The organism is Stutzerimonas stutzeri, from assembly GCF_024448935.1.
GTDB lineage: Bacteria > Pseudomonadota > Gammaproteobacteria > Pseudomonadales > Pseudomonadaceae > Stutzerimonas > Stutzerimonas stutzeri_AO.
Map to the genome: position 1 here is coordinate 1 of NZ_JAMOIE010000111.1, position 13,766 is coordinate 13,766.

Consider the following 13,766-nt stretch of genomic DNA (forward strand, 5'->3'; position numbering starts at 1 on the left):
CCCATTAGGATTTCATACATGCTGCGCCAAAGAGCATCGCTAGAGAGAACAATGCAAACCAATAACAAGAGTTCGTTCCGTTACACCTTAATAATCAGCGCTCCCGCGATGACAATCAATACTTCCCTAGCGATCGCCAAACTGGTCAGGACTTGTATTTGGAGGTCCTGCAGCGGTGCCCACTGACGCACATGTCGACGGAGGCGGGATGCCAACGGTCTTTGAAATCACTGTACGGCCTGATGGGGAGAGCTTCGTCTGCCAGCCGCAGCAGTCAGTGCTTCGTGCTATGGAGGCCCAGAACAAGCACTGCCTACCAGTTGGCTGTCGCGGCGGCGGGTGCGGCCTGTGTAAGGTGCGGGTGCTGACCGGTGATTACGAATGCGGGCGTATGAGCTGCAAGCACGTACCGGTAGAGGCCCGCGAACAAGGCTACGCCCTGGCCTGCCGACTGTTTGCCCGTAGCGATCTATGTATCGAGCGTTATTCAAAGCCGTGCTATGAAAATACGGTCGACCCACAACAAAGAGAAAAGGTGACGTCATGAACAAAGGTATAATGCGCCCCGGCCATGTGCAGCTGCGTGTACTGGACATGAGCAAGGCCCTGGAACACTACGTCGAGTTGCTGGGCCTGATCGAGATGGACCGTGACGATCAGGGCCGTGTCTATCTCAAGGCTTGGACCGAAGTTGACAAATTCTCCGTGGTGCTACGCGAAGCCGACGAACCTGGTATGGATTTTATGGGTTTCAAGGTTGTGGATGAGGATGCTCTCCGGCAACTGGAGCGGGATCTGACGGCATATGGCTGTGCCGTTGAGCAGCTACCCGCAGGTGAGCTGAACAGTTGTGGCCGGCGCGTGCGCTTCCAGGCACCCTCCGGGCATCACTTCGAGTTGTATGCAGACAAGGAATATACTGGAAAGTGGGGTGTGAATGAGGTCAATCCCGAGGCATGGCCGCGCGATCTGAAAGGCATGGCGGCTGTGCGTTTCGATCATTGCCTACTGTATGGCGACGAATTGCCGGCGACCTATGACCTGTTCACCAAGGTGCTCGGCTTCTATCTGGCCGAACAGGTGCTGGACGAAAATGGCACGCGCGTCTCCCAGTTCCTCAGTCTGTCGACCAAGGCCCACGACGTGGCCTTCATTCACCATCCGGAAAAAGGCCGCCTCCATCATGTGTCCTTCTACCTCGAAACCTGGGAAGACGTGCTTCGCGCCGCCGACCTGATCTCCATGACCGACACCTCTATCGACATCGGCCCGACCCGTCATGGCCTGACCCACGGCAAGACCATCTACTTCTTCGACCCGTCCGGTAACCGCAGCGAGGTGTTCTGCGGCGGCGACTACAGCTATCCGGATCACAAGCCGGTGACCTGGCTGGCTAAGGACCTGGGCAAGGCGATCTTCTATCACGACCGTGTGCTCAACGAACGATTCATGACCGTGCTGACCTGATGGTTCGGTTCGACTTATTGCAGAGATTGCGCAGATGAAAGAGATCAAGCATTTCATTAACGGTGCCTTCGTCGATTCGGCCAGCGGCCGCACCTTCGAGGACATCAACCCGGTCAATGGCCAGGTGATCGGCCGCGTGCACGAGGCCGGCCGCGCCGAGGTCGACGCCGCGGTCAGGGCGGCACGCGCTGCGCTGAAGGGACCATGGGGGAAGATGACGGTGGCCGAGCGCGCTGAGATTCTGCATCGCGTGGCCGATGGCGTCACGGCGCGCTTCGATGAGTTTCTCGAGGCCGAATGCCTGGACACCGGCAAGCCCAAATCCCTGGCCAGCCACATCGACATTCCGCGCGGCGCGGCCAATTTCAAGGTGTTCGCCGACCTGATCAAGAACGTGCCGACCGAAGCCTTCGAGATGGCCACCCCGGACGGCGCCGGTGCACTCAACTACGGCGTGCGCCGGCCCAAGGGGGTGATCGGCGTGATCAGCCCGTGGAACCTGCCGCTGCTGCTGATGACCTGGAAAGTCGGCCCGGCCCTGGCCTGCGGCAACTGCGTGGTGGTCAAACCATCCGAGGAAACCCCGCTGACCGCCACCCTGCTCGGCGAGGTGATGCAGGCCGCCGGTGTGCCGGCCGGCGTGTACAACGTGGTGCACGGTTTCGGCGGCGATTCGGCCGGGGCCTTCCTCACCGAGCACCCGGACGTCGACGCCTACACCTTCACCGGCGAGACCGGCACCGGCGAAACCATCATGCGCGCCGCGGCCAAGGGCGTGCGCCAGGTGTCGCTGGAGCTGGGCGGCAAGAACGCCGGCATCGTCTTCGCCGACTGTGACCTGGACAAGGCCATCGAGGGCACCCTGCGCTCGGCCTTCGCCAACTGCGGCCAAGTCTGCCTGGGCACCGAGCGGGTGTATGTCGAGCGGCCGATCTTCGACGCGTTCGTCGCCCGCCTGAAGGCCGGCGCCGAAGCGTTGAAGATCGGCGAACCGAACGATCCAGAGGCCAATTTCGGCCCGCTGATCAGCCACAAGCACCGTGAAAAAGTCCTCAGTTACTACCAGCAGGCAGTCGACGACGGCGCCACCGTTGTCACCGGCGGCGGCGTGCCGGAGATGCCGGCGCACCTGGCCGGCGGCGCCTGGGTGCAGCCGACCATCTGGACCGGCCTGACCGACGATTCGGCGGTGGTCACCGAGGAAATCTTCGGCCCCTGCTGCCATATCCGCCCGTTCGACAGCGAGGAGGAAGCCATTGAACTGGCCAACAGCCTGCCTTACGGCCTGGCCTCGGCGATCTGGACCGAGAACGCTTCGCGCGCCCACCGCGTCGCCGGGCAGATCGAGGCCGGCATCGTCTGGGTCAACAGCTGGTTCCTGCGCGACCTGCGCACCGCCTTCGGCGGCAGCAAGCAGTCGGGCATCGGGCGCGAAGGGGGTGTGCACTCGCTGGAATTCTACACCGAGCTGAAAAACATCTGTGTGAAACTCTGAGGAGCTGGCCATGAACGCACCGCAGCAAAGCCCTGAAATCGGTCGCGAAATCCTCGCCGCTGGCTACCGCACCAACCTGCATGATCAGGGCGAAGGCTTCCCGGTTCTGCTGATCCACGGCTCCGGGCCGGGCGTCACCGCCTGGGCCAACTGGCGCGGGATCATTCCGCAGCTGGCGCAGACGCGCCGGGTGGTCGCTCCGGACATGCTCGGCTTCGGCTACAGCGAACGTCCGGCCGATGGACAATACAGCCAGGCGCGCTGGGTCGAGCATGCCATCGGCGTGCTCGACGCCCTCGGCATCCAGCAGGCCGACATCGTCGGCAACTCGTTCGGCGGCGGGCTGGCGCTGGCACTGGCCATCCGTCACCCCGAGCGCGTGCGCCGGCTGGTGCTGATGGGCAGCGTCGGCGTGGCCTTTCCGATCACCGAGGGGCTGGAAATGGCGTGGGGCTACACGCCGTCGCTGGCCAACATGCGCAGGCTGCTCGATCTGTTCGCCCACGACCGCACCCTGGTCAACGACGAGCTGGCCGAGCTGCGCTACCAAGCCAGCATCCGCCCGGGCTTCCAGGAGTCGTTCGCCGCGATGTTCCCGCCGCCACGGCAGAACGGAGTCGACGATCTGGCCAGCAACGAGGCCGATATCCGCGCCCTGCCCCACGAAACCCTGGTCATCCATGGCCGCGAGGATCGGATCATCCCGCTGCAGGCTTCGCTGACCCTCGCGCAGTGGATTCCCAACGCCCAACTCCACGTCTTTGGCCATTGCGGCCACTGGACCCAGATCGAACACGCCGAGCGTTTCGCCCGCCTGGTCGAGAATTTCCTCGCCGAGGCCGACGCCCTCCATTCCTGAGAGAGACCGATATGGACAAGACATTGATCAACGAACTCGGCGACGAGCTCTACCAGGCGATGGTCCAGCGCGAGACCGTGTCGCCGCTGACCAGCCGCGGCTTCGACATCACGGTCGAGGACGCCTACCACATCTCCCTGCGCATGCTCGAACGCCGCCTGGCGGCCGGCGAGCGGGTGATCGGCAAGAAGATCGGCGTCACCAGCAAGGCCGTGCAGAACATGCTCAGCGTGCACCAGCCGGACTTCGGCTACCTCACCGATGCCATGGTCTACAACAGCGGCGAGGCAATGCCGATCAGCGAGCGGCTGATCCAGCCACGCGCCGAGGGCGAGATCGCCTTCATCCTCAAGAAGGATTTGATGGGGCCGGGCGTGACCAACGCCGACGTGCTGGCTGCCACCGAATGCGTGATCCCCTGCTTCGAAGTGGTCGATTCGCGCATCCAGGACTGGAAGATCAAGATCCAGGACACCGTCGCGGACAACGCCTCCTGCGGGCTGTTCGTGCTGGGGGACCAGGCCGTCTCACCGCGCCAGGTCGATCTGGTCACCTGCGGCATGCTGGTTGAGAAGAACGGCCAGCTGCTCTCCACCGGCGCTGGAGCGGCTGCGCTCGGCTCGCCGGTCAACTGCGTGGCCTGGCTGGCCAACACCCTCGGCCACTTCGGCATTGGCCTCAAGGCCGGCGAAGTGATCCTGTCCGGCTCGCTGGTTCCGCTGGAACCGGTCAAGGCCGGTGATTTCATGCGCGTCGAGATCGGCGGCATCGGCAGCGCCTCCGTGCGCTTCATCTGATCGAGGACAGCCTGATGAGCAAGAAACTGAAAGCCGCCATTATCGGCCCGGGCAACATCGGCACAGATCTGGTGATGAAGATGCTGCGTTCCGAGTGGATCGAGCCGGTCTGGATGGTCGGCATCGACCCCGAGTCCGATGGCCTCAAGCGCGCCCGCGAGTTCGGCCTGAAGACCACCGCCGAGGGCGTCGACGGCCTGCTGCCGCACGTGCTCGAGGACGATATCCGCATCGCCTTCGATGCCACCTCCGCCTATGTACACGCCGAGAACAGCCGCAAGCTCAACGAGCTGGGCGTGCTGATGGTCGACCTGACCCCGGCCGCCATCGGCCCGTACTGCGTGCCGCCGGTGAACCTCAAGCAGCATGTCGGCACGCTGGAAATGAACGTCAACATGGTCACCTGTGGTGGCCAGGCCACCATCCCGATGGTCGCCGCGGTATCGCGCGTGCAGCCGGTGGCCTACGGCGAGATCGTCGCCACCGTGTCCTCGCGCTCCATCGGCCCGGGCACCCGCAAGAACATCGACGAGTTCACCCGCACCACCGCCGGCGCCATCGAGCAGGTCGGCGGGGCCAAGGAAGGCAAGGCGATCATCGTCGTCAACCCGGCCGAGCCGCCGCTGATGATGCGCGACACCATCCACTGCCTGACCGAAACCGAACCGGACCAGGATGCGATCACCGCATCGGTCCACGCGATGATCGCCGAGGTGCAGAAGTACGTGCCCGGCTACCGGCTGAAGAATGGCCCGGTATTCGACGGCAACCGCGTCTCGATCTTCATGGAAGTCGAGGGCCTGGGCGACTACCTGCCCAAGTACGCCGGCAACCTCGACATCATGACCGCCGCAGCGCTGCGTACTGGCGAGATGTTCGCCGAGGAAATCGCCAGCGGCACCATTCAACTGCCACGTCGTGAAGCGGCACTGGCCTAAAGGAGTCGCACCATGAATCTGCAAGGCAAGAACGTCACCCTGCACGACATGAGCCTGCGCGACGGCATGCACGCCAAGCGCCACCAGATCAGCCTCGAGCAGATGATCGCGGTCGCCACCGGCCTCGACGCCGCCGGCATGCCACTGATCGAGATCACCCACGGCGACGGCCTCGGCGGTCGCTCGATCAACTACGGTTTCCCCGCGCACAGCGACGAGGAATACCTGCGTGCGGTGATCCCGCGCCTCAAGCAGGCCAAGGTATCCGCCCTGCTGCTGCCGGGCATCGGCACGGTCGACCACCTGAAGATGGCGCTCGACTGTGGCGTCTCCACCATTCGTGTGGCCACGCATTGCACCGAGGCCGACGTCTCCGAGCAGCACATCGGCATGTCGCGCAAGCTGGGCGCCGATACCGTCGGCTTTCTGATGATGGCGCACATGATCAGCGCGGAAAAAGTGCTGGAGCAGGCGCGGCTGATGGAAAGCTACGGCGCTAACTGCATCTACTGCACCGACTCGGCCGGCTACATGCTGCCCGATGAGGTCAGCGAGAAGATCGGCCTGCTGCGCGCCGAGCTGAACCCCGCCACCGAGATCGGCTTCCACGGCCACCACAACATGGGCATGGCCATCGCCAACTCGCTGGCCGCCATCGAAGCTGGCGCCTCGCGTATCGACGGCTCGGTCGCCGGCCTCGGCGCCGGTGCCGGCAACACCCCGCTGGAAGTCTTCGTCGCGGTGTGCAAGCGCATGGGCGTGGAAACCGGCATCGACCTCTACAAGATCATGGATGTGGCCGAAGACATCGTCGTGCCAATGATGGACCAGCCGATCCGCGTCGACCGCGATGCGCTGACCCTGGGCTATGCCGGCGTATACAGCTCGTTCCTGTTGTTTGCCCAGCGCGCCGAGAAGAAATACGGCGTACCGGCCCGCGACATTCTGGTCGAGCTGGGGCGCCGCGGCACCGTCGGCGGCCAGGAAGACATGATCGAAGACCTCGCCCTGGATATGTCCCGGGCCCGCCAGAACCAGAAGGTGAGCGCATGAACCGTACCCTCAACCGCGAGCAGGTGCTGGCCCTGGCCGAGCACATCGAGAACGCCGAATTGCAGGCCCATGACATCCACAAGGTCACCAACGACTATCCCGAGATGACCTTCGCCGATGCCTACGACATCCAGTGGGAAATCCGCCGGCGCAAGGAGGAGCGCGGCAACAAGATCGTCGGCCTGAAGATGGGCCTGACCTCATGGGCGAAGATGGCACAGATGGGCGTGGAGACGCCGATCTACGGCTTTCTCGCCGACTACTTCAGCGTGCCCGACGGCGGCACGGTGGACTGTTCCAAGCTGATCCACCCCAAGATCGAGGCGGAAATCGCGGTGGTCACCAAGGCACCGCTGGTCGGGCCTGGTTGCCATATCGGCGACGTGATCGCCGCGGTCGACTACGTGATCCCCACCGTCGAGGTAATCGACTCGCGCTATGAGAATTTCAAGTTCGACCTGATCAGCGTGGTGGCCGACAACGCCTCGTCGACCCGCTACATCACCGGAGGCCGCATGGCCAACCTCGAGGAGGTCGACCTGCGCACTCTCGGCGTGGTGATGGAGAAGAACGGCGAGGTGGTGGAACTTGGTGCCGGCGCCGCAGTGCTCGGCCATCCGCTGTCCAGCGTGGCCATGCTGACCAACCTGCTGGCAGAGCGCGACGAACACATACCGGCCGGCACCTTCATCATGACTGGCGGCATCACCGCCGCCGTCGCAGTAGCGCCGGGCGACAACATCACCGTGCGCTACCAGGGGCTTGGCAGCGTCTCCGCGCGCTTCGTCTGAGCCATCCGGCCGCCCTGCCCGGGCGGCCTCTTCTTCAGGAGGCACACCATGCCTATTGCCCAGATCCACATCCTTGAAGGCCGCAGCGACGAGCAGAAGGAAACCCTCATTCGCGAAGTCAGCGAGGCCATCTCGCGCTCCCTGGATGCGCCGCTGACCAGCGTGCGAGTGATTATAACCGAGATGCCCAAAGGCCACTTCGGCATCGGCGGCGAAAGCGCCAAGGCCATTGGTCGATGAACCTGCCTCCTCCTGCACAGAGTCCGGCACATGAGAACAACGAATCAACGCTCGCTGCACTGGGAAGCCGCCTATGCCGCCACCCGTGCGGCCGTGGCACATGCAGAGAAGCTAGGCGTGCGCATTAACGTCTGCGTGGTTGACCACTCCGGCCTGCCGTTGGCCTATCTCCGCATGAACGGCGCCTTTCTACATTCACGGGAAATTGCCGAAGACAAGGCATACACCGCCGTGAGCTTCGGCTTCTCCACCCGCGACTGGCTCGACGTGCTGGGTGACAACCCGCGCCTGCGCATCGGCCTGCCAAGACGCGAGCGGCTGGTGGTGTTCGGCGGGGGCCTGCCGATCCTGCTCGATGGTGAATGCATCGGCGGCATCGGCGTCTCTGGGGCCGACGAGGGGCAGGACGAAGCCTGCGCGGCAGCGGGCTTGGCGGCCATAGGGCATCATGAGGCATCCAGTTTGGGGTAGAGGTAGATTTCGACTTTCGCGCCCGAACGCATCATGCGGCTGGCTTCCAGAAGGAAATCAGCAGCATTGACTGGCCTTCTGATCTCTTTAGGCGGTTTCGGTAATAAGCGGAGCGAGAAACAGATCAGCCGATGGATGCTAGGTCGGCAAGCCCGTTCAGTTTGGCGGTGGCAGATAGACCGTGGGCCAATGGCTGGTTGGCGGCGAGCAATTCCTGCAACTGCACGGCTTGGCCGTCCTTGAGGTTCTCAGCGTTGCGCAGCAGCAGCCAGCGGCTGCGCTTGACCACCACCTTGCGCGCTGTTTTGTTATCGCGCAGGAGGTTGGCCTGGTCGACGCGACTATGGTCGATCACCTCACGACCGTAGCGCGCCACCCCATGGAACAGGTCGTAGGCCACGTCGGCTTGAGGGCAGTGCCGCTGCACTTCCAGGTCGAAAGCGGTGTTCATGTCCATGGCGACCGCCTCGATATGCCGGCAGTGCTCACCGAGCCACTCGAAGAATGGGCGAATCGCCTGGCGGCTGCATAGCGACAGCAGGGTGTGGGGGTTGGGATGTTTAGCGACTGCCAATCTACCCACTTCCTCGCCTGTTACTAATGAGGAACAAAGTATTCGAACATCGCAATGATATTACGGGGTATTGTCTGACATCATAAAAACACAAAAGCATCAGCGTGTTATGGGTTTCACGGATATTTATCGGAAAACTTTTTGACTGTCCGGATACAAAATTTCGGGTTAGTAACTCGCTCTTTCCCCAGAATCCGCGGCCGCCCATCATAAAGGCTGGACACGCTGGCCGTTCCATAAACTGGAAGAGGAGTCTCTTCATGAACATCACTGCATCGGAACCGGCGTCCGGGCCCTGGAACCCTAAACGAATTCTGGCCGCGCTGCGCGCCGACGCCAGCATCGGCGAAGTGCTGGCGGGCGCCGACATCGAGGCCCGGTACCTGAACGACTGGAGCGGCGAGGAAGGCGGCAGGCCGCTGGCCTTGGTGCGCCCGCACGACACCGCCGAAATTGCGCGCGTGCTGTCATTATGCCATGCAGGACGCTGCCCGGTGGTGCCGCAGGGCGGGCTGACCGGCCTGGCCGGCGGTGCCACGCCGATAGAAGGCTGCGTGCTCGTTTCACTGGAGCGCATGTCCGGCGTGGTCGAACTGGACCCTGCCTCAGCCACCATGACCGTGCTGGCCGGCACGCCGCTGCAGGTCGTTCAGGAAGCCGCGCAGGCGGCGGGCTTTCTGTTCGCGCTGGACCTGGGCGCGCGCGGCTCATGCCAGATCGGCGGCAACATCGCCACCAATGCGGGCGGCAACCGCGTGATCCGCTACGGCATGGCGCGCGACCTGGTGCTGGGACTGGAAGCCGTGCTGCCCGACGGAACCGTGCTGTCCATGATGAACAAGATGGTCAAGAACAATGCCGGCCCCGATCTGAAGCATCTGTTCATCGGCACCGAGGGCACGCTGGGCATCATCACGCAGGCCGTGCTCCGCCTGCATCCGGGCGTCTCGGGCGCCAATACCGCGTTGGTAGCCGCGCCCGATTTCGGCTCGGCCATCAAGCTGCTGCGCCATGCGCAGCACCTCCTGGGCGGCCGGGTCAGCGCATTCGAGATGATGTGGCAGGACTACTATGCCGCGGCCACAACCGCCGGCGGCATCGCCGCGCCGCTGCCGGCCACGTATCCACTATACGTGCTGCTGGACCTGCAGGCGGCCGCACCCGAAGAGGATGCGGCGCGCTTCGAGGCGATGTTAGAACACGCGCTGGCCGAAGGCTGGATCGCCGACGCCGCCGTGGCCCAATCTCACACGCAGACACAAGCCTTCTGGGAACTGCGCGATGCCATCTCCGAGATGCTGCGCACCTTCGCGCCCACCATCAACTTCGACGTGTCCGCGCCCATCTCGGGCATCGAGGAATGCGTGGCCCGGATGCGCGAGGCGCTGGCGCGCGATTTCCCCGGCGTTCGGGCGATCTACTTCGGCCACGTCGGCGACGGCAACGTGCATATCGTGGTGGGTTCGCTGCCGACTGACGACCGCAAGACCGAACAGCGCATCGAGGCCGCATTCTACGCTATCGTGCGCAGCCTGTCGGGATCGGTCTCGGCCGAGCACGGCATTGGGCTGCACAAGCGGCCGTGGTTGCACTACAGCCGCAATCCGGCGGAGCTGTCCTTGATCGCGACGGTGAAGCGCGCGCTCGATCCGCACGGGATCATGAATCCGGGGAAGATTCTGGCGTCTTGAGTGGGGGTGGTGGCGGCGGTCGCCGCCTGATGGGTGCTGCAAGAGATTTTTTTGAAGAAAAAATTTACGGTCACCCCGTTTCTGCAATACTGACCAGCGATGATTCTATGGCTTGCGTAAATCTATCCGGCGTCTCGTTTGGGCTGCCTCGCGCCACGATGAGAGTCGCGCCTGGTGATCCTGACAAGCCGGCGGCTTCGAAAGCCGTTTTTTATGTCAGGTTCTTCACCAAGCCGGTGGCCGTTCACGTCATCGGTTGTTCAGCATCGCAAAACCTGGAAGGGTGTTCCGTGGTACAGCTGTAATGGCCGGATCAGGCGGCGTAGACGACTGGCCCTGCTTCGAATTCCGAGTGGTTGGCAGCGATCGCCCAGGCGATTCGGGCGAACTTGTTGGCCAGGGCGCACACCACTACATTCGAGTGATTCGAGCGGCGTCGCTCTCGTAGCGAACGGACCCAGTCGGCCAGGGCGCCCTGCTGATGCTTCAGGCGCTGCGGCTAGACCCGGGCGCATTGCACTAGAAGTCGCCGCAAATTCTTGTCCCCTCGTTTGCTCATCCCCAGCAAATTGGCTCGACCGCCGGTGCTGTGCTGGCGGGGCACCAGCCGCACCGATGCCGCGAAATCACGGCTGCCGCCATACTGCTTGCCATCGCCATTTCGGCCGATAACAGGCTGGCCGTGATCGGGCCGACACAGGGAATCGTCAGCAAGCGACTCCCCAGGTCATCTTCCTCAAGCTGGGTGGTCATTTCCTTGTCCAGTGCCTTGATCTGTCCGTCCAGATAGCGTGAATGCTGATGCAGGCGCGTTAGGAGTGCGACCAGCCGAGGCGGCAGCTCATGCTCATCCAACGTGCTCGGCAGTCGTCTGACCAGCGATAGTCCCTTGGGCAGGCTGATGCCGAACTCAAGCAGGAAACCGTGGGCCTGGTTGGCCGTCTTGGTACGATCACGCACCAGCGAATCACGCATCCGGTGCAATACCGAAAGCGTTTGCCGGGCCTCGGTCTTGGGCGAGACGAAGCGCATGCTGGGCCGCGAGGCGGCTTCGCAGATCGCTTCGGCATCAATGAAGTCGTTCTTGTTGGGGAGCCCGCAGAATCCGGAAAATAACGTACGCTAAGGATGAGGGTGTCCCGGATTATGTGTAAACGGGATTTCTATTAATCCTGCATCAATCGATCTTCGAACTGGATACTGAAGCGATTCAGAGCCGCTTTCCAGTCCCGTATCGGCATCGTCCACTTCTTGCTGATGTTGTTCAGCGCCAGATAAAACAGCTTGCTCACGGCCTCGTCAGTTGGGAACGAGGCCCGGGTCTTGATCACCTTGCGCAAACTCATGTTGATCGATTCGATGGCGTTGGTGGTGTAGATCACCTTGCGGATCTCGGCCGGATGGTCGAAGAACGGGATAACCCGTGCCCAGTTACGCCGCCAGGACAGGCCGATTGACTGGTACTGACCACCCCACTTTTCTTCAAACTCCGTCAGCCGTTGCTCGGCCAGTTCGACCGTCGCCGAGGTGTAGACCAGCTTCAGATCGGCGGCCACTTCCTTGCGCGCTTTCCAGGACACGAAGTTCAGGCTGTTGCGCACCATGTGCACGATACACAACTGCACGCAGGCTTTCGGATAGACCGTTTCGATCGCCTCGGGGAAGCCCTTGAGGCCGTCCACGCAGGCGATAAAAATGTCCTGCACGCCACGGTTCTTCAGCTCGGTGACTACCTGCAACCAGAACTTGGCACCCTCGGTTTGGGCGATCCACAGCCCCAGCACTTCCTTGTGCCCGTCCATATTGACCCCGATAGCCAGGTACACCGCCTTGGTCCGCACCGCGCCGGCATCGCGCACTTTGACGTGGATGCAGTCCAGATAAAGGATCGGGTACAGCGGATCGAGTGGACGGCCCTGCCAGAGCTTCACCTCGTCGCTTACCGCGTCCGTGACGGTCGAGATGAGGGTTGGGGAGACCTCGGTGCCGTACATCTCCTCCAGGTGCCCCTGGATCTCTCGTACGCTCAGGCCGCGGGCGTACAGCGAGATGATCTTGTCGTCGAAGCCCGTCCAGCGGGTTTGCTGCTTGGCCACCAGCTGCGGCTCGAACAGCGCCTGGCGGTCACGAGGGATGGCCAGCGGCAGTTCGCCGAAATCGCCCTTGAGGGTTTTGTCGCTGTGACCGTTACGGGCATTACCGCCGGCGTTGAAGATCGATCCACTCTTGCCATGCCCAGGTGCTCGGTCATCTCGGCTTCCAGCGCACGCTCGACCAGCATCTTGGTGAGCTGGCTTGAGCAGGCCGTTTTCGCCAATCAAATCTTCCGGTTTCTTGTAATTGACCAGCAGGCTGTCGGCGAGCTTAACGAGTTCAGGGTCGGGCTTCGCTCGCTTGGTGCGTTTTACTACGGTCATGGGTACTCCTTGAGGCTGGCAGTCTCCTGCCAAATGACCGTTTACACAAAGTTAAAAACACCCTCCTCAGGATGGCCTGAGGAAGTCCTTTCTCGGGAAAAAGAGCCCAGCAGCCGAGCGGGTTACAGCGCATCAATTCCGCGAAGCTGGGGCTTTTCAGAGTTTCCCTAAAGACGGAACATGTGCATCAGACGCTGAAGTTGGCTTGCCAGAGAAGCCAATTGCGTACTGGTGGCAACATTCTGACGTGAGGCTTCGCTAGTTTTTTCGGCAATCTGGCTTACGTTGGTAACGTTACGGCTGATCTCCTCCGCGACAGAGCTTTGCTCCTCAGCTGCAGAAGCAATCATGGCATTCATGTCATTAATGGTCGCCACAGCATTACTGATTTGCTCCAGCATATGGCCTGCACTGGCAACCTGCTGCTTACCAGCTTGTGCTTTGCTGCAACTGCTTTCCATGACAGCAACAGCACGATTTGCGCCGCTCTGCAGCTTTTCAATCATGGCCTGAATTTCGTTGGCTGACTGTTGCGTGCGCGAAGCAAGCGAGCGCACCTCATCCGCGACAACAGCAAAGCCTCGTCCGTGCTCACCAGCATGTGCAGCTTCAATAGCCGCGTTAAGGGCAAGCAGGTTGGTTTGTTCGGTAATGCTTCGAATGACATCCACTACAGAGCTAATACCAGCACTGTCTGCCTCAAGCTCATGAATCACAGTGGCAGCGTGTTCAACTTCACTGGCGAGGCTGTCAATAGAAGCGATTGTTTGATGAACCACGCGCATGCCGCTTTCAGACTGCTGATCGGCCTCCTGTGCCGCCCGTGCCGCACTGGCAGCGTTCCCCGCTACGTCCTGAACAGTAGCGGACATTTCGTTCATCGCAGTAGCTATCAGGTCTGTCTCCAGCTGCTGGCGGCGGATACCGTCACTGGTTTGACTACTTGCCTGGGCCGTCTGCTCAGCTGCAGCTG

The 13,766-nt window shown here is 62.2% G+C and carries 13 protein-coding genes and 3 pseudogenes; 12 read left to right on the forward strand and 4 right to left on the reverse strand.

Annotated elements, in window-relative coordinates; all coding sequences use genetic code 11:
- The first annotated feature begins 208 nt into the window (after positions 1–208).
- Genes NA637_RS21880 through NA637_RS21925 form a run of 10 tightly spaced genes read left to right on the forward strand, consistent with a single transcriptional unit; the run spans position 209 to position 8,111 of the window.
- The gene (locus NA637_RS21880; protein WP_003292091.1) at positions 209–547 is read left to right on the forward strand and encodes a 2Fe-2S iron-sulfur cluster binding domain-containing protein; all 339 of its coding nucleotides are present in this window, start codon (positions 209–211) and stop codon (positions 545–547) included.
- Positions 544–1,467: a catechol 2,3-dioxygenase gene (locus NA637_RS21885; RefSeq protein ID WP_256074635.1), complete on the forward strand. Its 924-nt coding sequence runs from the start codon at positions 544–546 to the stop codon at positions 1,465–1,467. Before NA637_RS21880 ends, NA637_RS21885 begins: the two co-directional genes overlap by 4 nt.
- Positions 1,468–1,501: 34 nt before the next feature.
- The gene (locus NA637_RS21890) at positions 1,502–2,962 is read left to right on the forward strand and encodes a 2-hydroxymuconic semialdehyde dehydrogenase (protein ID WP_003292094.1); all 1,461 of its coding nucleotides are present in this window, start codon (positions 1,502–1,504) and stop codon (positions 2,960–2,962) included.
- A gap of 10 nt (positions 2,963–2,972) precedes the next feature.
- Positions 2,973–3,821, forward strand: coding sequence for an alpha/beta fold hydrolase (locus NA637_RS21895; protein ID WP_014819622.1), 849 nt, complete (start codon positions 2,973–2,975; stop codon positions 3,819–3,821).
- An 11-nt stretch (positions 3,822–3,832) separates the two neighbouring features.
- A complete protein-coding gene (dmpE, locus tag NA637_RS21900) occupies positions 3,833–4,618 on the forward strand; it encodes a 2-oxopent-4-enoate hydratase (RefSeq protein ID WP_003292096.1) in 786 nt (261 codons plus the stop codon).
- A gap of 14 nt (positions 4,619–4,632) precedes the next feature.
- Positions 4,633–5,556: an acetaldehyde dehydrogenase (acetylating) gene (locus NA637_RS21905; RefSeq protein WP_003292099.1), complete on the forward strand. Its 924-nt coding sequence runs from the start codon at positions 4,633–4,635 to the stop codon at positions 5,554–5,556.
- 12 nt (positions 5,557–5,568) lie between these two features.
- Entirely contained in the window at positions 5,569–6,609 is a 1,041-nt protein-coding gene (gene dmpG / locus NA637_RS21910) for a 4-hydroxy-2-oxovalerate aldolase (RefSeq protein ID WP_009397183.1), read from the forward strand.
- Entirely contained in the window at positions 6,606–7,400 is a 795-nt protein-coding gene (gene dmpH, locus NA637_RS21915; protein ID WP_256074637.1) for a 2-oxo-3-hexenedioate decarboxylase, read from the forward strand. Before dmpG ends, dmpH begins: the two co-directional genes overlap by 4 nt.
- 48 nt (positions 7,401–7,448) lie before the next feature.
- Positions 7,449–7,640 carry a 2-hydroxymuconate tautomerase gene (locus NA637_RS21920; RefSeq protein WP_003292102.1) on the forward strand — a complete coding sequence of 64 codons (192 nt, stop codon included), beginning with the start codon at positions 7,449–7,451 and terminating at the stop codon, positions 7,638–7,640.
- Between the two features lie 30 nt (positions 7,641–7,670).
- Positions 7,671–8,111, forward strand: a complete 441-nt coding sequence (locus NA637_RS21925; protein WP_017849597.1) for a GlcG/HbpS family heme-binding protein — start codon at positions 7,671–7,673, stop codon at positions 8,109–8,111.
- A gap of 187 nt (positions 8,112–8,298) precedes the next feature.
- Here NA637_RS21925 and NA637_RS21930 read toward each other — a convergent pair.
- Positions 8,299–8,637, reverse strand: a pseudogene (locus tag NA637_RS21930) (ISL3 family transposase); the annotation flags it as partial.
- A 308-nt stretch (positions 8,638–8,945) separates the two neighbouring features.
- Here NA637_RS21930 and NA637_RS21935 point away from each other — a divergent pair.
- Both NA637_RS21935 and NA637_RS21940 read left to right on the forward strand, forming a co-directional pair.
- The gene (locus NA637_RS21935; RefSeq protein WP_256074638.1) at positions 8,946–10,376 is read left to right on the forward strand and encodes an FAD-binding oxidoreductase; all 1,431 of its coding nucleotides are present in this window, start codon (positions 8,946–8,948) and stop codon (positions 10,374–10,376) included.
- Complete coding sequence (locus NA637_RS21940; protein ID WP_143008620.1) at positions 10,373–10,681, forward strand: hypothetical protein; 309 nt, start codon at positions 10,373–10,375, stop codon at positions 10,679–10,681. Before NA637_RS21935 ends, NA637_RS21940 begins: the two co-directional genes overlap by 4 nt.
- Before the next feature lie 8 nt (positions 10,682–10,689).
- Here the strand turns inward: NA637_RS21940 and NA637_RS21945 are convergent.
- From NA637_RS21945 to NA637_RS21955, 3 genes and pseudogenes are all read right to left on the reverse strand, one after another.
- Positions 10,690–11,465 (reverse strand): annotated as a pseudogene (locus NA637_RS21945) (IS110 family transposase); the annotation flags it as partial.
- Between the two features lie 77 nt (positions 11,466–11,542).
- Positions 11,543–12,793 (reverse strand): annotated as a pseudogene (locus tag NA637_RS21950) (IS256 family transposase).
- Between the two features lie 167 nt (positions 12,794–12,960).
- A partial coding sequence (locus NA637_RS21955; RefSeq protein ID WP_256074639.1) for a methyl-accepting chemotaxis protein occupies positions 12,961–13,766 on the reverse strand: 806 nt, incomplete at its 5' end.